At 58.6% G+C, this 19967-nt stretch carries 23 protein-coding genes; 9 read left to right on the forward strand and 14 right to left on the reverse strand.

All coding sequences use genetic code 11. The annotated features are described in order from the left end of the window. The first annotated feature begins 6 nt into the window (after window positions 1–6). Window positions 7–1920 (forward strand): BglG family transcription antiterminator, encoded by a 1914-nt coding sequence (locus tag ACL2XG_RS19125; RefSeq protein WP_413723501.1) that lies wholly within the window; start codon window positions 7–9, stop codon window positions 1918–1920. Here ACL2XG_RS19125 and npr read toward each other — a convergent pair whose 3' ends face one another. The 11 genes from npr to ACL2XG_RS19180 form a co-directional block, all read right to left on the reverse strand. Next, on the reverse strand, window positions 1921–2193 hold the full coding sequence (npr, locus tag ACL2XG_RS19130; RefSeq protein ID WP_410013351.1) for a PTS phosphocarrier protein NPr: 273 nt from the start codon (window positions 2191–2193) through the stop codon (window positions 1921–1923). It abuts the gene before it with no gap. Next, window positions 2190–3044 carry an RNase adapter RapZ gene (rapZ, locus tag ACL2XG_RS19135; RefSeq protein ID WP_410013352.1) on the reverse strand — a complete coding sequence of 285 codons (855 nt, stop codon included), beginning with the start codon at window positions 3042–3044 and terminating at the stop codon, window positions 2190–2192. The genes npr and rapZ overlap by 4 nt, the downstream gene beginning before the upstream one ends. Before the next feature lie 111 nt (window positions 3045–3155). Next, window positions 3156–3635 carry a PTS IIA-like nitrogen regulatory protein PtsN gene (gene ptsN, locus ACL2XG_RS19140; RefSeq protein WP_410013353.1) on the reverse strand — a complete coding sequence of 160 codons (480 nt, stop codon included), beginning with the start codon at window positions 3633–3635 and terminating at the stop codon, window positions 3156–3158. 106 nt (window positions 3636–3741) lie between these two features. Continuing rightward, window positions 3742–4029 carry a ribosome hibernation promoting factor gene (gene hpf, locus ACL2XG_RS19145; protein WP_162366255.1) on the reverse strand — a complete coding sequence of 96 codons (288 nt, stop codon included), beginning with the start codon at window positions 4027–4029 and terminating at the stop codon, window positions 3742–3744. Window positions 4030–4052: 23 nt separating this feature from the next. Then, window positions 4053–5486: an RNA polymerase factor sigma-54 gene (gene rpoN, locus ACL2XG_RS19150; protein WP_410013354.1), complete on the reverse strand. Its 1434-nt coding sequence runs from the start codon at window positions 5484–5486 to the stop codon at window positions 4053–4055. A gap of 47 nt (window positions 5487–5533) precedes the next feature. Then, complete coding sequence (gene lptB, locus ACL2XG_RS19155; protein ID WP_410013355.1) at window positions 5534–6259, reverse strand: LPS export ABC transporter ATP-binding protein; 726 nt, start codon at window positions 6257–6259, stop codon at window positions 5534–5536. 14 nt (window positions 6260–6273) lie between these two features. Continuing rightward, entirely contained in the window at window positions 6274–6855 is a 582-nt protein-coding gene (lptA, locus tag ACL2XG_RS19160; RefSeq protein WP_410013356.1) for a lipopolysaccharide ABC transporter substrate-binding protein LptA, read from the reverse strand. Beyond that, on the reverse strand, window positions 6833–7402 hold the full coding sequence (lptC, locus tag ACL2XG_RS19165; RefSeq protein ID WP_413721527.1) for an LPS export ABC transporter periplasmic protein LptC: 570 nt from the start codon (window positions 7400–7402) through the stop codon (window positions 6833–6835). The genes lptA and lptC overlap by 23 nt, the downstream gene beginning before the upstream one ends. Beyond that, on the reverse strand, window positions 7399–7962 hold the full coding sequence (kdsC, locus tag ACL2XG_RS19170) for a 3-deoxy-manno-octulosonate-8-phosphatase KdsC (protein ID WP_413721526.1): 564 nt from the start codon (window positions 7960–7962) through the stop codon (window positions 7399–7401). Before kdsC ends, lptC begins: the two co-directional genes overlap by 4 nt. Before the next feature lie 14 nt (window positions 7963–7976). Then, window positions 7977–8963, reverse strand: a complete 987-nt coding sequence (gene kdsD, locus ACL2XG_RS19175; RefSeq protein WP_410013359.1) for an arabinose-5-phosphate isomerase KdsD — start codon at window positions 8961–8963, stop codon at window positions 7977–7979. Between the two features lie 34 nt (window positions 8964–8997). Beyond that, the gene (locus ACL2XG_RS19180; RefSeq protein ID WP_410013360.1) at window positions 8998–9963 is read right to left on the reverse strand and encodes a calcium/sodium antiporter; all 966 of its coding nucleotides are present in this window, start codon (window positions 9961–9963) and stop codon (window positions 8998–9000) included. A gap of 251 nt (window positions 9964–10214) precedes the next feature. On the opposite strand from ACL2XG_RS19180, the gene mlaF reads away from it, so the two are divergent. From mlaF to murA, 7 genes are all read left to right on the forward strand, one after another. Beyond that, window positions 10215–11024 (forward strand): phospholipid ABC transporter ATP-binding protein MlaF, encoded by an 810-nt coding sequence (mlaF, locus tag ACL2XG_RS19185; RefSeq protein WP_410016722.1) that lies wholly within the window; start codon window positions 10215–10217, stop codon window positions 11022–11024. Window positions 11025–11031: 7 nt separating this feature from the next. Further along, entirely contained in the window at window positions 11032–11817 is a 786-nt protein-coding gene (gene mlaE / locus ACL2XG_RS19190; protein ID WP_410013361.1) for a lipid asymmetry maintenance ABC transporter permease subunit MlaE, read from the forward strand. A 4-nt stretch (window positions 11818–11821) separates the two neighbouring features. Then, window positions 11822–12394 carry an outer membrane lipid asymmetry maintenance protein MlaD gene (gene mlaD / locus ACL2XG_RS19195; RefSeq protein WP_410013362.1) on the forward strand — a complete coding sequence of 191 codons (573 nt, stop codon included), beginning with the start codon at window positions 11822–11824 and terminating at the stop codon, window positions 12392–12394. Between the two features lie 14 nt (window positions 12395–12408). After that, window positions 12409–13044 (forward strand): phospholipid-binding protein MlaC, encoded by a 636-nt coding sequence (gene mlaC, locus ACL2XG_RS19200; RefSeq protein ID WP_410013363.1) that lies wholly within the window; start codon window positions 12409–12411, stop codon window positions 13042–13044. Continuing rightward, window positions 13037–13345, forward strand: a complete 309-nt coding sequence (mlaB, locus tag ACL2XG_RS19205) for a lipid asymmetry maintenance protein MlaB (RefSeq protein WP_413721525.1) — start codon at window positions 13037–13039, stop codon at window positions 13343–13345. Before mlaC ends, mlaB begins: the two co-directional genes overlap by 8 nt. A gap of 92 nt (window positions 13346–13437) precedes the next feature. Then, on the forward strand, window positions 13438–13698 hold the full coding sequence (gene ibaG, locus ACL2XG_RS19210; RefSeq protein ID WP_413721524.1) for a BolA family iron metabolism protein IbaG: 261 nt from the start codon (window positions 13438–13440) through the stop codon (window positions 13696–13698). 65 nt (window positions 13699–13763) lie between these two features. Next, window positions 13764–15023, forward strand: coding sequence for a UDP-N-acetylglucosamine 1-carboxyvinyltransferase (murA, locus tag ACL2XG_RS19215; RefSeq protein ID WP_410013366.1), 1260 nt, complete (start codon window positions 13764–13766; stop codon window positions 15021–15023). A gap of 106 nt (window positions 15024–15129) precedes the next feature. Here murA and degS read toward each other — a convergent pair whose 3' ends face one another. The 3 genes from degS to zapG all read right to left on the reverse strand — a co-directional run bounded on the left by degS (window position 15130) and on the right by zapG (window position 18489). Then, window positions 15130–16197 carry an outer membrane-stress sensor serine endopeptidase DegS gene (gene degS / locus ACL2XG_RS19220; RefSeq protein WP_410013367.1) on the reverse strand — a complete coding sequence of 356 codons (1068 nt, stop codon included), beginning with the start codon at window positions 16195–16197 and terminating at the stop codon, window positions 15130–15132. A 341-nt stretch (window positions 16198–16538) separates the two neighbouring features. After that, a complete protein-coding gene (gene degQ / locus ACL2XG_RS19225) occupies window positions 16539–17918 on the reverse strand; it encodes a serine endoprotease DegQ (RefSeq protein WP_410013368.1) in 1380 nt (459 codons plus the stop codon). Between the two features lie 166 nt (window positions 17919–18084). Next, window positions 18085–18489: a Z-ring associated protein ZapG gene (zapG, locus tag ACL2XG_RS19230; protein WP_410013369.1), complete on the reverse strand. Its 405-nt coding sequence runs from the start codon at window positions 18487–18489 to the stop codon at window positions 18085–18087. 210 nt (window positions 18490–18699) lie between these two features. Here zapG and zapE point away from each other — a divergent pair, with 210 nt between their 5' ends. Beyond that, window positions 18700–19827 carry a cell division protein ZapE gene (gene zapE / locus ACL2XG_RS19235; RefSeq protein WP_413721523.1) on the forward strand — a complete coding sequence of 376 codons (1128 nt, stop codon included), beginning with the start codon at window positions 18700–18702 and terminating at the stop codon, window positions 19825–19827. The last annotated feature ends 140 nt before the right edge of the window (window positions 19828–19967 follow it).

Genomic DNA, 19967 nt, shown 5'->3' on the forward strand with positions numbered 1-19967 from the left:
GCCATGGTGAGATTTCCTAACCAGCGACTGGCCAATATGTTCGACGCATTACAGGCGGAATCGCTGCCGCAGGAAGAGCTGGCCAGACGTTTTTCGGTATCGACCCGCACCGTGCGGGCCGATATCCAGGCGCTGAACGCCATCCTGTCCGGCCATGGCGCGCAGTTTGTTCTCAACCGCGGCAGCGGCTATCAGTTGAAAATCGACGACGAGCCGCTTTTTGCCTCGCTCTCCCGGCAGACGCCGCGCCAAAATCGCACGCCTCATTCCAGCGCCGAGCGTATCCCGGCGCTGATGGTACGCTTTTTAAGCTCGGCCTATGCCTTTAAGATGGAGGATGTGGCCGACGAATGGTATGTCAGCCGCGGCACGCTGCAAAGCGATATGGGCGAAGTGCGCGAACGGCTGTCGCGCTACGATCTGACCATCGAGACCAAACCCCGCCACGGCATGAAGCTGTTCGGCAAGGAAGCGTCCATCCGGGTGTGCCTGACCGATCTGATGTATTCCCTGTCGCTGGACGAGCATGACAGCTATCTGCTGGCCAGCAGCGAGCTGCCGTTCGATATTCTGCCGCGGCTGAAGCCGGCCTGGCACCAAAGCCTGGTGGCCAGCGGCATCAAGCTTACCGATGAGGGCGAACAATATCTGGCCCTGTACAGCGCGGTGGCGGTCAAACGCATCCGGCAAGGCTACCCCCTGCCGGATTTCCCGATGGAGGAGGTGGACGAGGGGATTAAAACGGCGTCCGCGCAGCTGGTGCGCCTGATCGAACCGTTAACCGGCAAGGGCTTTTCGGCGGCGGAGGAAAATTACCTGCGCATCCATATTGCCGCGCGGCGGATACAGGACATCAATCCCTCGTCCATTAACGCCGACGACGACGAAACGCTGGTGGACTATATCCTCAGCTATATCAACAGCCACTATAACTATAACCTGCAAAACGACAGCCAGCTGCGCGCCGACCTGCTGACCCATATCAAGACCATGATCACCCGGGTGCGCTATCAAATCACCATTCCCAATCCGCTGCTGGCCAACATCAAGCAGCACTATCCCATGGCCTATGACGTGACGCTGGCGGCGGTAACCAGCTGGGGCAAATATACCCCGTATGTCATCAGTGAAAACGAGATAGGCTATCTGGTCCTGCATATCGGCGTCGGCCTGGAACGGCACTACAATATCGGCTACCAGCGCCATCCGCAGGCGCTGCTGGTCTGCGACAGCGGCAACTCGACGGTGCGCATGATCCAGGCGATGCTCAAGCGCAAATATCCGCAGATTGCCGTGACGCAGGTGATTTCATTACGGGAATATGACAAGCTGCCGGCGCTGGAGGAGGATTTTGTCATTTCCACCGTCAGGATCGGTGAAAAAAACAAACCGGTGATGGTGCTGGCGCCGTTCCCCAGCGACTATCAGCTCGAACAGCTGGGCAAACTGGTGCTGGTGGATCGCACCCGCCCTTATATGCTGGAAAAGTTCTTTTCTGAACAGCATTTTATGATTGTCGACCGGCCGCTGACCCAGCAGGCGCTGTTTAAGCAGGTATGCGGCCAGCTGAAGCGGGAAGGGGTTGTGGATAAGGATTTTTATCCCTCGGTGGTGGAGCGCGAGGCTATCGTCAGTACCCTGTTGGGCGACGGCATTGCGCTGCCGCATTCCCTGGGGCTGCTGGCCAGGCAGACGGTGATTTACACCATTCTGGCGCCGCAGGGCATAGCCTGGGGCGATAATGAAACCGCCTACGTGATTTTCCTGCTGGCGATCAATAAGACCGATTATGAAGAGGCGATGGCGATCTATGAGCTGTTCGTCACCTTCGTGCGCGAGCGCTCCATGCCCAGGCTGCGCGACAGTCGCGATTTCGCCGGCTTCAAGGCGGTGGCCATCGATAGCCTGAGCCGCGCGTGATCAGTCTTCGTCGAAACCGGCGTTAAACAGCTCGATCACCGCCGCCAGCGCCTGTATCTCATCCGGGCCGGTGGCCTCCACCTCGATCACCCGGCCTTTGGCCGAGTCCAGCATCAGCAGGGCGATAACGCTGCTGGCTTCCGCTTCGGTGCCGCTATCGTTGCGCAGCAACACCTCCGCGTCAAAGCTTTGCACCAGATCGAATAGCTTCATTGCCGGCCGGGCGTGCATGCCCAGGCGGTTCTTGATTTCCACCGTTTGTTTAACCGTCATGGTTTGCGCTTTTCCAGGGTGCGGTGCCGGGACTGGACGTTTTTACCGCGTGAACGGAAATAGTCCGCCAGCTGCTCGGCCACGTAGACCGAGCGGTGTTTGCCGCCGGTGCAGCCAATGGCCACGGTCAGGTAGCTGCGGTTATTGGTTTCCAGCATCGGCAACCATAACTCCAGGTAACTGCGGGTTTGATAGATAAAATTATGCACTTCGGTATGGCGGTCGAGAAAGGCCGCCACCGGCTTATCCAGCCCGGTCATCGGCCGCAGTTTGGGATCCCAGTGCGGGTTGGGCAGGAAACGCACGTCGAAAACATAATCGGCGTCGATGGGCAGGCCGTGCTTATAGCCGAAAGACTCGAACACGATGGTCAGCTCGCGCTCGCGTTTGCCCAGCAGCCGGGCACGCAGCATTTCCGCCAGCTCATGCACCGACATTTCCGTGGTATCGATAATCAGATCCGCGCGGGAGCGCAGCGGTTCCAGCAGTTCATTCTCTTCATCAATGGCGCTTTCCAGCGACAGGTTCTTGCTGGATAACGGATGCAGGCGCCGGGTATCGCTATACCGCCTGATTAGGGTGCTGCGATCGGCGTCGAGGAACAACAGCTGCGGCGAAAAGCTTTGCGGCAGGTTGTCCATGGCGTGCTCGAAAATCTCCGGCGTCTCGGGCATATTGCGCACATCAATGCTCACCGCGGCGGAGATATTCCGGTCGGCCAGCGTATTGGCCAATTGCGGCAGCAGCACCACCGGCAGGTTATCGACGCAATAAAACCCCATATCTTCCAGCGCGCGCAGCGCGACTGATTTCCCTGAACCGGATCGACCGCTGACAATCATCAGCACCATGACGACTCCCCTCTGGTATTTTTATTGACCCATTGGCCACGCTTGCCGTAATCGCGCCAATGACTCCCCGCTGGTCGGTACAGCGCCGGGCAGGCAATCCGACCCGGCGCGTTAAGACCCGGCTTCCGTTTCCGTCATTATGGCATACAGCTCTTCATCGCTTTGCGCGGCGCGCAGGCGACGGCAGACCGTTTTATCGGCCAGGCGCTTGGCCACCAGGGCCAGGGTGTGCAAATGGGTTTTACACTGCTCGGCCGGCACCAATAGCGCAAACAGCAAATCCACCGGTTGGTTATCTATCGCATCAAAGGCAATGGGCTGCTCCAGGCGGATAAACACACCGACCGCGCGCAGGGTGTCTTCTTCCAGCTTGCCGTGCGGGATGGCGATACCGTTGCCGATACCGGTACTGCCCATGCGTTCACGGGTCAATACGGCCTCGAACACCACCTGCGGCGCCAGGTTGAGCTGCTTGGCCGCCAGCTCGCTGATAATTTCCAGCGCGCGCTTTTTGCTCTGGCAGTGGATGGAGCCGCGGGTGCACTCAAGGCTTAACACCGTGTTTATTTGCAAAGCTGTATCGTTAGTCATTTCATTTCACTTAAGGCGCTTGTTTCACCTTTAAGACTCATCGGCCCGTTATCGTACGGATAACGAGCCGATGTGAGGTTAGGTAGCGATAATGGCTACAGTGAATTCAGTACTGTTTCAGTTTCTCTTTATGTTTGTTCAACTGGCGCGTCAGCTTGTCGATCAGCAAATCGACGGCGGCATACATATCGTCCGCCTCTGACGTCGCGTGCAGCTCACCGCCGTTGACATGGATCGTCGCTTCGGCAATCTGCTGGACTTTTTCGATCTTCAGAACAATATATACCTGATTGATCCGGTCGAAGTATTGTTCCAGCTTGGAAAATTTCGTCGTCACGAAATCGCGCAAAGCATCGGTGATTTCAACGCGCTGTCCGGTAATATTCAGCTGCATAGTGTCTTCCTTCTCTGTAGAGGTCAAACCATTTGCTTACGCTGGTTTGACGGCGGGATGGACAAAGACTCTCGGTATTTTGCCACGGTTCGCCGCGCCACCATAATGCCCTGATCGGAAAGCAGGGTGGTCAGCTTGCTATCGCTTAGCGGCTTCGCCGGGTTTTCCGCGGCGATTAATTTTCTCACCAGCGCACGAATGGCCGTAGAAGACGCTTCGCCTCCCCCCTCGGTATTGACGTGGCTGGAGAAAAAATATTTCAGTTCAAAAATGCCGCGCGGGCTGTGCAGATATTTTTGCGTCGTGACGCGGGATATCGTCGATTCGTGCATCTCCACCGCCTGGGCGATATCCGCCAGCACCATGGGCCGCATATACTCCTCTCCCTGATCGAAAAACGCCTGTTGCTGCTCCACGATGCAGCGGGTCACTTTTAACAGCGTGTCATTACGACTTTCCAGGCTTTTGATCAACCAGCGCGCTTCCTGCAAATGGCTGCGGATAAATTGTCCGTCCGAGTCATTGCGGGTGGTATTGCCGAGCGCGGCGTATTGCTGGTTGATTTTAAGATTGGGAATGCTGTCGGTATTGAGCTCCACCGTCCAGCGATTATGCACCTTGCGCACCAGGACGTCCGGGATGACATATTGCGATTCGGTGGTATTGATTGACTGGCCGGGCCGGGGATCGAGGGATTGGATCAGCGCCATGGCGGATTTCAGCACGTCTTCCTTTAGGCGGGTGGATCGCAGCAGGCTGCGGAAATCATGGCTGGCCAGCAGATCGAGATAGTCGCTGACGATAAGCCTGGCTTCGTTCAGGTAAGGGAAATCCTTCGACAGCTGCGATAGCTGGATCAGCAGGCAATCCCGCAGATCCCGCGCCGCCACGCCCACCGGATCAAAGCGCTGCACGCGTTTTAATACCGCTTCCACTTCGTCCATGGTGACGCTGTCGTCGCCGATGCACTCGAGGATATCTTCCAGCGGCACCGTCAGGTAACCGGTTTCATCCACCGCGTCGACGATGGAGGTGGCAATGGCGATATCGGTATCGGAAAACGGCGTCAGCTCCACCTGCCACATCAGGTAATCCTGCAGGGTCTGGATGGTTTCGCCCTGGTAAATCGGCAGTTCTTCGTCGCGGTAGTCGGTGCCGGTGCCCGAGGGCGTGCCCGCCGAGTACATTTCGTCCCAGGTGGCGTCAAGCGGCAGTTCTTCCGGCATGTCCTTCTGCTCCATCGCCTCGCGGGTATCAAGCGATTCGCTGTCGGGTACGTCGTGTGAGTCTATTTCTTCATGGACATCGGTTTGCTCAAGTAAGGGGTTGCTTTCCAGCGCGGTTTGAATCTCCTGCTGAAGTTCAAGCGTAGACAGTTGCAGCAGGCGTATTGCTTGCTGTAACTGCGGAGTCATGGCGAGTTGCTGACTAAACCTGAGTTGCAAACCTTGCTTCATATAATGCGTCAATTAACCTCTTGGGGCTTTCACTTCAGGACACCTTATCAGAGGCGGAACTCTTCGCCCAGATAAACACGCTTCACCTGCTCGTCCTGAAGGATTTCGGCGGGTGTGCCATGGGCGATAAGATGTCCCTGGCTTACGATATAGGCGCGCTCGCAGACGTCCAATGTTTCGCGTACGTTATGATCGGTAATCAGCACGCCCAGGCCGCTATCGCGCAGATGTTCAATGATTTTCTTGATATCGATGACGGAAATCGGGTCGACGCCGGCAAAGGGCTCGTCAAGCAGGATGAATTTAGGGTTGGCCGCCAGGGCGCGGGCAATTTCCACCCGCCGCCGCTCGCCGCCGGATAATGATTGCCCCAGGTTATCGCGCAGATGGGCGATATGGAATTCTTCCATCAGCGCATTGGCGCGGTCGTCGCGCTGCGAAGCGCTGAGATCGTTTCTGATCTGCAATACCGCCATCAGGTTATCAAACACGCTCAGGCGGCGGAAAATCGACGCTTCCTGCGGCAGGTAGCCGATGCCGCGCCGGGCGCGGGTATGCAACGGCAGCAGGCTGATATCGTCGTCATCGATAATAATGCGCCCGGCGTCGCGCTGGATGATGCCGACCACCATGTAGAACGTGGTGGTCTTGCCGGCCCCGTTCGGCCCCAGCAACCCGACGATTTCCCCTGAGCTGACCTTGAGGCTGACGTCTTCCACCACATGTCGGCCCTTGTAGGCTTTAGCCAGGTTTTCTGCGATTAATGTTGCCATGGGTTCAATTACTCTTATTTAGTGCCGGATTTGGGCGCCTTGGGCGCTGAGGACGCTTTGGGTGCCGCGCCCGCCGGGTTCTTATCCTGCAGCTGGGACGGCACCAATACGGTGGTGACCCGTTTGCCCTTGTCGCTGAAGGCTTCCATTTGCTGTTGTTTAACCAGGTAGGTGATGCGATCGCCCTTGACGTTGCTGTCGAGCTGTTCGAGATAAGCGTCGCCGGTCAGCACCACAAAATCGTTGGCCAGCTCATAGCGGACCTTTTGCGCATGGCCCTTCACCGGCTTGCCGTTGTCCTGCATCTGGTAAAACGTCACCGGATTGCCGTAACCCTCGACCACTTCCTTGCCCTGTTCGCCGTTGGGGCGGGTGATGACCACTTTGTCCGCCCGGATGTCGATGGAGCCTTGTTTGACCACCACCGTACCGGTAAGGGTGACGACATTGGTCTGCATATCGACGGCCTGCTGCTCGGAATCAATATTGATCGGCTGGTCGGTATCGCCGGTCAGCGCCAGGGCATTGGCGCTCGCCAGCAGCAGCGCGCCGGCCGCAAAAACGTAACAGATGTTATTTTGGATTTTGGATTTCATAAGAGGTCTTAACCTTTTCAATCAGCTCGGCAGTCTTGTTCCGCAGGTTTCCGCGCATTTTCATGCCTTTAGAGTTAAATCCGATGCCATATAGGGTCACCTCGTCATCGGAGGAAACATCCTGCGTAACAAGATTCACCACCGCGTTATCGGTTCTGATACGCTGCAGTTGTGAGGTTTCGGTCAGACTGTCAACCTGAACATGGCCGTATAAATAAAGCATTTTATCATTGGTCAGCTTGGCCCGATCGGACCGGACTGTCCAGGTGGCGACTTTATTCTCATCGTACATCGTCGCCACCGGCTGGGTAAACCAGCTAATCTGCTCGACGGCGAAGTGCTCGACGTGCTCGGAGATCAAGCGATAATTCATGGCGCCCAACGGATTGTATACCAGGGTAATGGTATGTTCGCTCTGGTAGGTGGGTTCGCCGGCATCGGGCGCCACCGCGTTCTGGCTGCCGTCGTTATCGGTCAGGTTCAGGCCGATTAGCACCAGGACCACCAATACCAGCAGTAGGGTGACCCACCATCTTGTTTTACTCATACCGACTGCCCTTTGGCATCATCAAGCTTCCCTTGCGCCAGCAGAATTAAATCGCAGATTTCGCGAACCGCGCCGCGACCGCCGGCAATATGCGTCACATAATCGGCCAACGGCAGCAGCAAAGGATGCGCGTCCGCCACGGCGACGCTTAATCCCACCCGCGACATCACCGGCCAATCAATAAGATCATCGCCGATATACGCGGCCTGATCCGCTGTTAAAGATAGTTTAACCAATAGATCCTCAAAGGCCAAAAGCTTATCCGACCGGCCCTGGTAGAGATGGGAGATCCCCAGGGTACGCGCGCGATCTTCCACCAGTTGGGCGGACCGGCCGGTAATAATAGCGACCTCGATGCCGGATGTCAGTAAGCATCGGATGCCGTAGCCGTCGCGGACGTTAAACGCCTTGAGCTCCTCGCCCTGGTTGCCTTGGTAGATAAAGCCGTCCGACAGGACGCCGTCCACGTCGCACACCAGCAGCCGGATATCCCGGGCGCATTGCAGTATCCGCTGGTCGACCGGGCCGTAACAGGTCGCGATAAGGGTGGTCTCTTGCATGGCGGGTTTCCTTGTTAAATAACGCCGGCTCGCAGCATATCATGCATATGCACCACGCCCATAAGCCGGTTCTGGTCGGCCACCAGCACCGAGGTGATATGGCGCGACTGCATCAGGTTAAGGGCGTCGACCGCCAGGGTATTGGGCGTCACCCGGATACCGCCGGCGGTCATCAGGTCGGCGATGCGCGCCTGGTTTAAATCCACGCCCATATCGAACACCCGGCGCAAGTCGCCGTCGGTAAAAATGCCGGCGATATTCAGCTTATCGTCGCATATCACCGTCATGCCGAGATTTTTACGCGTGATTTCCAGCAGGGCGTCGCGTAATGACGCATCCCGCGGCGTCACCGGGATTTCTTCGCCGCTGTGCATGATATCGGTCACCCGCAGCAATAGTTTACGGCCCAGCGCGCCGCCGGGGTGGGACAGGGCGAAGTCTTCGGGGGTAAAGCCGCGGGCCTGCAGCAGCGCCACCGCCAGCGCGTCGCCCATCACCAGGGCGGCGGTGGTGCTGGTGGTGGGAGCCAGGCCCAGCGGGCACGCTTCCAGGGGCACGTGGACGCAGATATGGATATCCGCCGCCTTGCCCATGGCGCTGGCCGGATTGCCGGTCATGCAGATAAGCGGGATCTGCAGGCGCTTGAGCACCGGAATCAGCGCCAGGATTTCATTGGATTCGCCTGAGTTGGACAAGGCGATGACGATGTCCTGGGCCGATACCATGCCCAGATCGCCATGGCTGGCCTCGCCGGGATGGACAAAAAAGGAGGGCGTGCCGGTGCTGGCGAAGGTCGCCGCCATCTTGCGGCCGATATGGCCCGATTTGCCCATCCCCATCACCACGACTTTGCCGCTGCAATAAAATATTTTTTCGCACGCGCGGCGAAAATCGTCGTTGATATATTGATCAAGCTGCGCCAGGCCTTCACGCTCGGCGGCGAGGACCTGTTTACCTGCTGCCGGGAAATCAAAATCCGGCGCTAACGACAAATGTGACATAACGTATCCTGATGCGCCCGGCAGCGTCCGCGGGCTAAATAAACAACACCGTAACATAGGCGGCAAAACCACATAATAACAGAGCGCCCATGCCAGAGTTGATCCTACGGCGCTTTCCCAGGCAAAAGGCGGTTAATATAATGCTTGCCGCCAGCATAACCCAATAATCGCGGGTAAACGCCAGCGGATTGAACCGGCCGGGCGAAAGCAGGGCCGGCACGCCCAGCACCAGCAGGCTATTGACGATATTGGAACCGATGAGATTGCCCAGGGCAATATCGTTTTCCCCTTTCAGGGCGCCGGCGATAACGGTTGCCAGTTCGGGCAGGCTGGTGCCGAAGGCCACCACCGTCAGGCCGATCACCAACTCGCTTACCCCCAGATGCCGGGCCACCACGCCCGCGTTATCAATCACCATATGCGCCGATATGGGCATGATGATAAAGGCCAGCGCCAGCCACAGCACCGCCACGGTTGTGCCGCTATCCGGCGTGTCCTGCGGCAGCTCAGCCAGCCGTTCGCGGGTCAGGCTGTCGTTGCCGGCGCTCTGCGCCCGGCGGGTCAGGGCGATCATGGCGGCAATATACCCTATCGCCGCCAGCAACAGTATTATACCATCCAGGCGGCCCAGGGCGCGATCCGCCAGCGCCAGGCCGCACAGCGCGGTGGCGAGCAGCAGCAGCGGCAGCTCGCGCCGCACGATGTCCGAATGGAAGGCCATGGGACGGATCAGCGCCGCGCCGCCGACGATCAATAAACTATTGATCACATTGGAACCAAGGATATTGCCCACGGTCATATCGAGTTGATGATTCAGCGCGGCGGTGACCGCGATCAGCAGTTCGGGCAGGGACGTGCCCAATGCGACGATGGTGCAGCCCACCAGCCAGGGCGCCATACCCAGCGACCGGCCGATCACGGCAGCACTGTAAACCAATCTATCCGCGCCATAAACCAGTAGAATAAGACCAATAACTAATAATGACGTGGCAAAAAACATATGAAGTCCTTGATGTGAAAGAATCCTGGGCCGCCGTCGCCACCGCCGCTTCCCGGGCGGAAGGGTAAGGATGCCGGCAACCGGCGCGCGTCTTAATTTTGACTGCCCGCGGGCCAAAAGTAAAACATCGGCTATTGATCCTATCTTACCGCCGCCAGGGTAATTTTATGTAAAAGTTCGATGAATCGGTCCTATTGCTTTAATATCTAGGGCAATGGGCTTTAAGTGGGCAAGATATGGGCAGTAATGACATGAACCAGACGGAGCATTTGGTCGATATCCGCGGATTGAGCTTCCGGCGCGGCAATCGGCCGATATTCGACAACATCACCCTGCAGGTGCCGCGGGGAAAGATCACCGCGATCATGGGGCCGTCGGGTATCGGTAAAACCACCCTGTTACGCCTGATTGGCGGCCAGCTGCCGCCCGACAGCGGCGAAATTTGGTTTGACGGCGACAATATTCCCTCCTTATCGCGCGGGCGGCTATACGAGGTGCGCAAAAAAATCAGCATGCTGTTCCAGTCCGGCGCCCTGTTTACCGATATCAACGTGTTTGAAAACGTGGCGTTCCCCCTGCGGCAGCACACGCGGCTGCCGGAAGAAGTGCTGCGCACCACCGTGATGATGAAACTTGAGGCGGTGGGGCTGCGCGGGGCCGCGTCGCTGATGCCTTCCGAACTCTCGGGCGGCATGGCCAGGCGCGCCGCGCTGGCCCGCGCCATCGCCCTCGACCCGGAACTGATTATGTTTGACGAGCCTTTCGTCGGGCAGGACCCCATTACCATGGGCGTGCTGGTCAAACTTATCGATGAATTGAACCACGCGCTGGGCGTCACCTGCATCGTGGTCTCCCATGACGTGCCAGAGGTATTGAGCATCGCCGATTACGCTTACATCGTGGCCGAGCAGCATGTTATCGCGGAAGGAACGCCGGCCGAGCTGCGCGCCAACCAGGATCCGCGGGTGCGGCAGTTCCTGGACGGCATCGCCGATGGTCCGGTGCCGTTTCATTTCCCCGCCAGAGATTATAAAACACAGCTTTTAGGTTCAGGGAGTTGACCGAGCCATGCTACTACAACAAGCATTAGCGTCCTTTGGACGCCGGGGCATCAGCGTCTGCCATACTTTCGGGCGGTCAGGCGTGATGTTATTTAACGCGCTGGTGGGCAAACCCGCCTTCCGGCAGCAGTGGCCGCTGTTGATAAAGCAGCTCTACAGCGTCGGGGTACAATCGTTAATCATTATTATTGTGTCGGGGTTGTTTATCGGCATGGTGCTGGGGCTGCAGGGCTATATTATCCTGACCACCTACAGCGCCGAGGCCAGCCTGGGCATGATGGTGGCGTTGTCGCTGCTGCGCGAGCTGGGCCCGGTGGTGACCGCGCTGCTGTTCGCCGGGCGCGCCGGGTCGGCGCTGACCGCCGAAATCGGGTTGATGAAGGCCACCGAGCAATTGTCCAGCCTGGAGATGATGGCGGTCGATCCGCTGCGGCGCATCGTGGCGCCCCGTTTTTGGGCCGGCGTCATCAGCATGCCGCTGCTGACGGCCATTTTTGTCGCGGTGGGCATTTGGGGCGGCGGCATAGTGGGGGTGGACTGGAAGGGGATCGACAACGGTTATTTCTGGTCCGCCATGCAAGGCGCGGTGGATTGGCACCAGGATTTGGTGAATTGCCTGATCAAGAGCGTGGTTTTCGCCATTACGGTCACCTGGATCGCGCTGTTTAACGGTTATGATGCGATCCCGACGTCGGAGGGGATTAGCCGCGCGACCACCAGAACGGTCGTCCATGCGTCCCTGGCGGTGTTGGGACTGGATTTTGTGCTGACAGCACTGATGTTTGGGAAGTGAGTTAATGCAAACGAAAAAGAGTGAAATCTGGGTCGGCGTTTTTATGATCATCGCCCTGTGCGCCGTTATTTTCCTGTGCCTGAAAGTGGCGGATATCCGCTCGATGGGCAGCGTGTCCACCTACCGTATTTCGGCCACTTTCGATAATATCGGCGGGCTGAAGGTGCGTTCGCCGGTCAAAGTGGGCGGCGTGGTGGTAGGCCGGGTGGCGGAGATTACCCTCGACCCGAAAACCTATGCGCCCAGGGTATCGATGGACATCGAGGACACCTACAATCATATCCCCGATACCAGCTCCCTGGCGATCCGCACCTCGGGCCTGCTGGGCGAACAATACCTGGCGCTGAACATCGGCTTCGAGGACCCGGATATGGGAACGTCTATCCTTAAGGATGGCGGTATTATTCAAGATACCAAATCAGCCTTGGTGCTGGAGGACCTGATCGGCCAGTTCCTGTACAAAAGCGGCGACAAACCCGCGCCTGTTTCCGGCGACAACGGGCCCGCCCCGACCAGCGGCGCGGCCCACGCACCTGCATCCGCCGACGGCAACGCCCCCGCGGCGGCGGCAAAATAAGAGGATAATGTTTTATGTTTACACGATTTTTACTGCTGGCCCTGCTTGCGGTCGCGCCGCTGGCCCAGGCCGTCGACCAGACCAATCCCTATGCGCTGATGAACGCGGCGGCGGATAAAACCTTTACCCGCCTCAAGAACGAACAAAGCCAGATTCGCGCCAATCCCAACGTGCTGCGCGATGTGGTGCGTGAAGAACTGCTGCCCTATGTGCAGGTCAAATACGCCGGCGCGCTGGTGCTCGGCACCTATTACCGCCAGGCCACCCCGGCGCAGCGCGATGCCTACTTCAAGGCTTTCCAGGCTTATCTGGAGCAGGCCTACGGCCAGGCGCTGGCGATGTACAGCAACCAGACCTACCAGGTTGCCCCGCCGCAGCCCGTGGGCGATGCCACGATCGTCGCCATTCGCGTCACCATCGTCGATCAGGGTGGGCGCCCGCCGGTACGGCTGGATTTTCAATGGCGCAAGAACAGCCAGACCGGTAACTGGCAGGCCTACGATATGATCGCCGAAGGGGTGAGCATGATCACCACCAAGCAGAATGAATGGGCCTCGACGCTGCGCCAGCAGGGGATCGAGGGGCTGACGAGGCAGTTACAGGCCGCCGCCGCGCAACCTATCTCGCTGGATAAGAAAAGCAATGGCTGAAACCCTGAGCTGGCAAGCCGAGGAAGACACGCTTGTCCTGCGGGGCGAGCTTGATCGCGTCACGCTGTTGCCGTTTTGGGAACAGCGCGAACAGGCCCTGCAGGGCATCCGCTTCCTGGACGTCTCGCGGCTGGATCGGGTGGACTCCGCCGGCGTGGCCCTGATGCTGCACCTGTGCGCGCTGCAGGCCAGGCGCGGCGGTACGCTCATGCTTACCGGCGTCACCGATAAACTGCGCACCCTTATCACCTTGTACAACCTGCATAATATCCTGCCCTGCGCGGACGATACGCCCGGCTGACAGAATGAACACATTATTGCCTGTTTCCGATGACGACGTATTCATCTAAGATATCGGCTTGTTTCCCGACCCATGACAGTGATTTGACCCTTATGGAAAACCACGAAATCAAAGAAGTGCTGATGAACGCCGAGGCGTTGGCATTGGAAGAAGCGCATGTAACGGGCGATGGCAGCCATTTTCAGGTCATCGTCGTGAGCGAGCGGTTTGCCTCCATGAGCCGTATTAAAAAACAACAGGCGGTCTACGGCCCGTTGATGGAATATATTTCGGACAATCGTATCCATGCACTCTCTATCAAGGCGTATACCCCGGAAGAGTGGCGGCGCGATCGTAAGCTGAATGGTTTTTAAGTTGTAGGCGATGCCGCGCTATGGCGTTGTATATCTAAGCCCGTTAAATACAGAGAGCAGTGTTGATGGATAAATTCCGTGTCCAGGGTCCGACCCGCCTGAATGGCGAAGTGACCATTTCCGGCGCTAAAAATGCGGCGTTGCCGATATTGTTCGCCGCGCTGCTGGCGGAAAAGCCGGTAGAAATACAAAATGTACCAAAATTAAAAGATATCGATACCACGATGCAACTGCTGCGCCAGCTTGGCGCCAAAGTCGAGCGCAACGGGTCGGTGCATGTGGATGCGGGCGGGGTGGACGTGTTCTGCGCGCCTTATGAACTGGTCAAGACCATGCGCGCGTCCATCTGGGCGCTCGGGCCGCTGGTAGCCCGTTTCGGCCAGGGACAGGTTTCCCTGCCCGGCGGCTGCGCCATCGGCGCACGGCCGGTGGATCTGCATATTACCGGCCTTGAGCAGCTCGGCGCCACCATCAAGCTGGAAGAGGGTTATGTCAAGGCGTCGGTGGACGGGCGGCTGCGCGGCGCGCATATCGTCATGGATAAAGTCAGCGTCGGCGCCACGGTAACCATTATGAGCGCCGCCACCCTGGCGGAAGGCACCACCATTATTGAAAACGCCGCCCGCGAGCCGGAAATTGTCGATACCGCCAACTTCCTGATTACGCTTGGGGCGAAGATCGCCGGCGCCGGAACCGATAAAATCACCATCGAGGGCGTGGAACGCCTTGGCGGCGGCGTTTATCGCGTGCTGCCCGATCGCATCGAGACCGGTACCTTCCTGGTGGCGGCGGCGGTCTCCCGCGGGCGCGTAGTCTGCCGGGCAACCCGTCCCGATACGCTGGACGCGGTGCTGGCCAAGCTGCGCGAAGCCGGCGCGGATATCGAAACCGGCGACGACTGGATAAGCCTGGACATGCATGGCCAGCGGCCTAAAGCCGTCACCGTGCGCACCGCGCCCCATCCCGGCTTCCCCACCGATATGCAGGCGCAGTTCAGCCTGCTGAACCTGGTGGCCGAAGGCACCGGCGTGATTACCGAGACCATTTTTGAAAATCGCTTTATGCATGTGCCGGAGCTGATCCGCATGGGCGCGCGGGCGGAGATCGAAAGCAATACGGTCATCTGCCACGGGGTGGAAACCTTGTCCGGCGCGCAGGTGATGGCCACCGATTTACGCGCGTCCGCCAGCCTGGTGCTGGCCGGATGCATTGCCGAAGGCGTTACGCTGGTGGATCGCATCTACCATATCGATCGCGGCTATGACTGCATCGAGGCCAAGCTGCGCAAGCTGGGCGCCAATATCGAACGCGTCACCGGCGAATAACCGCTTATCGCCCTGCCGGTGTTTTCAGGCAGGGCGTTATTCCCCCGCTCCATCCCCGCTTAAGCGTCGGCCGCTGGCGTATTCATCCGCACCGTCAACACCCCTGTTAATCCGAAGCCGGATATTCCTGGATGGTCACATTCAGCGTCAGCTTGGCGCCGTTGCGTAAAATCACCACCGGGATCACCGAGCCTGGCCTGATTTCCGCCACCTGGTCCATGGTTTCAATCGCCGATATCGCCGGCTTATTGTTGACGCTAAGGATAACGTCGGTGACTTTGATGCCGGCCTGCGCCGCCGGGCCGCCGGGGGTGACTTCATTGACGATAATGCCCTGGATGCGATCCATATTGGCGCCGGTGGTATGCAGGGGCGCCACCTCGCGCCCGCCGATGCCGATATATCCGCGGATCACCCGTCCGTCGCGAATCAACTTGTTCATCACCTTGGTGGCCAGGGCGGTGGGAATGGCGAAACCGATGCCTTCCGGCGTTTCGCCGTTATTGCTTTTATCGAACGACAGGGTATTGATCCCCACCAGTTCGCCCAGGCTGTTGATAAGCGCCCCACCGGAGTTGCCGCGGTTGATGGAGGCATCGGTCTGCAGAAAATTCTGGCGCCCGGAAGGACTGAGGCCGATGCGGCCGGTGGCGCTGATAATGCCCTGGGTCACGGTCTGGCCCAGGTTATAGGGATTGCCGATGGCCATGACCACATCGCCGATATGCGGCGCGCGGCGGGGATTGATGGGGATAACCGGCAGGTTGGTGGCGTCGATTTTCAGCACCGCCAGATCGGTGAGGCTATCGGAGCCGACCAGCAGCGCCTCATAGACCCGGCCGTCCTGCAACGCCACGATAATCTGCTCGGCATCGTTGATAACATGCTTATTGGTGAGCAGGTAACCCTTCTGGTTCATGATGACGCCGGAACCCAGGGTATGGATTTCCAGTTCGTTTTGGGAACCGGTATTCATGCTGCGGTTGTAAACGTTGACCACGGCCGGCGCGGCCCGGCGCACCGCCTGGTTATAGCTGACCGGGGTCTCGTCGTCGCTGTCGGCATGGCCGGCAATCAGCGTGCCGGTGGTGGAACGCAGCCCAGGCAACGCCAGCAGCATGACGCCCGCGATGATAAGTCCAAAAATAACCGCACGTAGAAGCTTAACCAGCATGATGTCCGAACAAGAGGAAGGAAATAGCGGCAGGATAACATGAGTTTATCGAACGCTGCATGGTCAGTGTCCGATTTTTTATGTTTTGACCTATACCCGTCATCTTTCACGCGACAGGTGCGTTGGCCACGCTTACTCACCCGAATCACTTACACGAGTAAGCTCATCGGGATTCACTCGCTTGCCGCCTGCCTGTCACCCGAAAGCTATAGGGTATACCCGTCATCTTTCACGCGACAGGTGCGTTGGCTACGCTTATTCACCCGAATCACTTACACGAGTAAGCTCATCGGGATTCACTCGCTTGCCGCCTGCCTGTCACCCGAAAGCTATAGGGTGCATCAGCGCAGTAACAGGAAAATACTCTCGTCGCCGCGCATGATATTCATGGCCATGACCGCGGGCTTGGCCTCCAGCACTTTACGCAACTGAGTGATGTTTTCCACCCGTTCGCGGTTGATGCCGATGATCACATCGCCTTTATGCAGGCCGATCTGGGCCGCCGGGGTGTCTTTGGCCACGTCATCCACCGCCACGCCCTTGGTGCCGTCCTTCAACTGCCCGTTGCTGAGCGAGGCGCCCTGCAGGGCCGGGGTCAGGATTTCCGCGCTGCTGGTGGTGGCGGCGCTGTCGTCAAGCGTGACCGTCACTTCCACGGGTTTACCTTCGCGCAGCAGGCCCAGCTTAACGGCCTTGCCCGGCGCGGTGGTGCCGATTTTCACCCGCAGCTCGGCAAAGCTGGTAATAGGCTTGCCTTCGATAGACACGATAATATCGCCGGCCTTCACCCCCGCCTTGGCGGCGGCGCCGCCCGGCAGGACTTCGCTGACAAAGGCGCCGCGCTGGGTATCGATCTTGAAGGCCTTGGCCATATCGGCGGTCATTTCGCTGCCCTTGATGCCGAGCAGGCCGCGTTTGACCGCGCCGAATTCAATCAACTGCTGGCTCAGGTTTTGCACCATATTGCTCGGGATGGCGAAGCCGATGCCGATATTGCCGCCGCCGGGCGCCAGGATGGCGGTATTGATGCCGATAAGCTCGCCGTTGAGGTTAATCAGCGCCCCGCCGGAGTTGCCGCGGTTAATGGAGGCGTCGGTCTGGATAAAGTTTTCCAGCCCTTCCAGGTTCAGGCCGCTGCGCCCCAGCGCCGAAATAATACCGGAAGTGGCGGTCTGCCCCAGGCCGAAGGGGTTGCCCACCGCCACGGCAAAATCGCCGACCCGCAGGCTGTCCGAATCGGCCATCTTGATTTCACTGAGGCCTTTCGGGTCCGGCAGCTGCAGCAGCGCGAGATCGGTCTGTTCGTCGCGTCCGACCAGCTTGGCGTCGAACTCGCGGCCGTCGTTAAGCTGCACCTTGATTTTATCCGCGCCGTTCACCACATGGTTGTTGGTGATGACATACCCCTTGGCGGCGTTGATGATAACGCCGGAGCCCAGGCCTTCAAACGGACGGGAATCGCCGGGCTGCTGATCGCCCTGCGGGGTGCCCGGGCCGAAAAAGTATTTGAATTCCTTCGGCAGGGTCGGGCGCTGCACCTGCTGGGTACCTTCCACATGTACGCTGACCACCGCCGGCAGCACTTTTTCCAGCATGGGAGCCAGGCTGGGCATGGTCTGCCCGGGTACCGCGGCCGGCAGCGCCGCCTGGGCAGGCAGGGAAGAGGTTAAGCCGAATGAGATGCAAAGTGCCAATGCGCTGAATAAAGGTGTGGTTTTCATTAAACTTATTACTCGCTTGCTGTCCGTGAACGACGCCATTAATCATTAACCATGTTAAAACGCCACTTTTTGTTCTTCTATGACCCTGTTGGGACGGCTAAAGTTCAGCGGTGGCGCAGTAAGGTTATGTCAGCGGGGGCTGGCGATATCCCGCCTTATTGTAAAGTTATTTACGTGGTTCCCGCGTGCCCCGCAGCAGGCCGGTGGCGCTGGCGGGGTAATCCCGCGGCTGCATGCCCGCCGGGATTTGATCGTTATCCGATTCCGCCTCGGTCAGGCGGTAACGGAACGGATTATCCTCGCCGGTCTGGTTGGGCAACAGGCTATTGGAGCCTTTGGCCATATGTTGGTAAAGCTGGCGGTAATCGTCGGCCATGTTATCGAGCAGTTCGGCGCTGCGGGCGAAATGGCCGGTCAGCTCCTCGCGGTATTCCTCCAGCTCCGCCTTGCTCTTTTCCAGCTCATGCTGCAGCGTTTGCTGCTGACGTAGTTTGCGGTTGCCGAACCGCATTGCGACCGCACCGATGATGATACCGACCACTAATCCAATCAGCGCATATTCCCAGGTCATAATGACTCCTATATTTGACTTCGTTGTCCCGTAGGGTTTTCACACTCTATACTTCCCACTATAACCGTTTACCCGGTCGGTGGGGAATCCCGATAGCGTCACCGCGGGCAAAGCATTGTTATTTGTTGCCCTTGTGTTCCGCGGCGCGGCTGTTTAAGCTGGCCGCAACAAAAGTGTTACAAATAATCGTATCAGGGATCGTTTGCCGCCATGCATGTCACATCGCCATTATCCCTCTACCAGCAGATGCTGGCAGGAGGCGAATACCAGGCCGACGCCGTCCAGGCAGCGGCCGTCGATAAGCTTGAACACCTTCACCGCCAACTGCTGGCGAAGCCCGCCGCCGCGCCGGCCGCCGGCGGGCTGTTGGGGCGCCTGGGCCAGCGCCTGCGCGGCAAAAAAAACGTCGAAGCCGTCGAACCCGTACAGGGATTATATATGTGGGGCGGGGTAGGGCGCGGAAAAACCTGGTTAATGGATCTTTTTTTTCAAAGCCTGCCGGGAGAACGTAAGCTGCGCCTGCACTTCCACCGCTTTATGCTGCGGGTGCACGAGGAGATGAACCGTTTGCAGGGGCATGAAGACCCGCTGGAACTGATTGCCGATGATTTCAAGGCGCAAACCGACGTGCTTTGTTTTGACGAGTTTTTTGTCGCGGACATTACCGACGCCATGCTGTTGGGTACGCTGATGCAGGCGTTGTTCGCCCGCGGCATCACCCTGGTCGCCACGTCCAATATCCCGCCGGACGACCTGTACCGCAACGGTCTGCAGCGCGCCCGCTTTCTGCCGGCCATCGCGCTAATCAAACGCCATTGCGCGGTGATGAACGTAGACGCCGGCATTGATTACCGGCTGCGCACCCTGACCCAGGCGAGCCTCTACCTGACGCCGCTGGATCAGCAGACCGCCGCCGATATGGCGCGCATTTTCACCCGCCTGGCCGGCGCACGGCCGGACGGCGCGCCGGTGCTGACGGTCAATCATCGTCCGTTGCCGACGCTCGGCGCCCGGGACGGCGTGGTGGCCCTGGATTTCGCCACGCTGTGCGCCGGCGCCCGCAGCCAGAATGATTATATTGTCCTGTCCCGCCTTTATCACAGCGTGCTGCTGCACAATGTGCATGCGATGGGCCCGCAGGATGAAAATACCGCCCGGCGGTTTGTGGCCCTGGTGGATGAGTTCTACGAACGGCAGGTTAAGCTGGTGATTGCCGCCGACGCGCCGCTGGCGTCTTTGTACCAGGGCCAGTTGCTGCGTTTTGAATTCCAGCGCTGCCTGTCGCGCCTGCAGGAGATGCAAAGCGAAGAGTACCTGGCCCTGCCGCACTTGCCGTGAGCGGCGCGCCCGCCGACTGATTGGGCTGGAATCGTAAATAACAGTCGACCTTTGGCCTCGTCTTCTCTATAATCTTGCGACCCCACGTTACAAGAAGTTTTTTTCCCGAAAACTTCGATCGCGCCAGCAACGGCTATTCG

Source organism: Sodalis sp. RH24, from assembly GCF_047324145.1.
Classification (GTDB): Bacteria; Pseudomonadota; Gammaproteobacteria; order Enterobacterales; family Enterobacteriaceae; genus Acerihabitans.

Coding starts and splice junctions, on each gene's coding strand:
- kdsC (WP_413721526.1), bottom strand. CDS start 7,962: ATGCAAGAGACCACCCTTATCGCGACCTGTTACGGCCCGGTCGACCAG.
- degS (WP_410013367.1), bottom strand. CDS start 16,197: ATGCTGGTTAAGCTTCTACGTGCGGTTATTTTTGGACTTATCATCGCG.
- degQ (WP_410013368.1), bottom strand. CDS start 17,918: ATGAAAACCACACCTTTATTCAGCGCATTGGCACTTTGCATCTCATTC.
- mlaD (WP_410013362.1), top strand. CDS start 11,822: ATGCAAACGAAAAAGAGTGAAATCTGGGTCGGCGTTTTTATGATCATC.
- mlaF (WP_410016722.1), top strand. CDS start 10,215: ATGAACCAGACGGAGCATTTGGTCGATATCCGCGGATTGAGCTTCCGG.
- rapZ (WP_410013352.1), bottom strand. CDS start 3,044: ATGGTGCTGATGATTGTCAGCGGTCGATCCGGTTCAGGGAAATCAGTC.
- mlaB (WP_413721525.1), top strand. CDS start 13,037: ATGGCTGAAACCCTGAGCTGGCAAGCCGAGGAAGACACGCTTGTCCTG.
- murA (WP_410013366.1), top strand. CDS start 13,764: ATGGATAAATTCCGTGTCCAGGGTCCGACCCGCCTGAATGGCGAAGTG.
- hpf (WP_162366255.1), bottom strand. CDS start 4,029: ATGCAGCTGAATATTACCGGACAGCGCGTTGAAATCACCGATGCTTTG.
- zapG (WP_410013369.1), bottom strand. CDS start 18,489: ATGACCTGGGAATATGCGCTGATTGGATTAGTGGTCGGTATCATCATC.
- kdsD (WP_410013359.1), bottom strand. CDS start 8,963: ATGTCACATTTGTCGTTAGCGCCGGATTTTGATTTCCCGGCAGCAGGT.
- npr (WP_410013351.1), bottom strand. CDS start 2,193: ATGACGGTTAAACAAACGGTGGAAATCAAGAACCGCCTGGGCATGCAC.
- ACL2XG_RS19180 (WP_410013360.1), bottom strand. CDS start 9,963: ATGTTTTTTGCCACGTCATTATTAGTTATTGGTCTTATTCTACTGGTT.
- lptA (WP_410013356.1), bottom strand. CDS start 6,855: ATGAAATCCAAAATCCAAAATAACATCTGTTACGTTTTTGCGGCCGGC.
- ptsN (WP_410013353.1), bottom strand. CDS start 3,635: ATGACTAACGATACAGCTTTGCAAATAAACACGGTGTTAAGCCTTGAG.
- lptC (WP_413721527.1), bottom strand. CDS start 7,402: ATGAGTAAAACAAGATGGTGGGTCACCCTACTGCTGGTATTGGTGGTC.
- zapE (WP_413721523.1), top strand. CDS start 18,700: ATGCATGTCACATCGCCATTATCCCTCTACCAGCAGATGCTGGCAGGA.
- mlaC (WP_410013363.1), top strand. CDS start 12,409: ATGTTTACACGATTTTTACTGCTGGCCCTGCTTGCGGTCGCGCCGCTG.
- mlaE (WP_410013361.1), top strand. CDS start 11,032: ATGCTACTACAACAAGCATTAGCGTCCTTTGGACGCCGGGGCATCAGC.
- ibaG (WP_413721524.1), top strand. CDS start 13,438: ATGGAAAACCACGAAATCAAAGAAGTGCTGATGAACGCCGAGGCGTTG.
- rpoN (WP_410013354.1), bottom strand. CDS start 5,486: ATGAAGCAAGGTTTGCAACTCAGGTTTAGTCAGCAACTCGCCATGACT.
- lptB (WP_410013355.1), bottom strand. CDS start 6,259: ATGGCAACATTAATCGCAGAAAACCTGGCTAAAGCCTACAAGGGCCGA.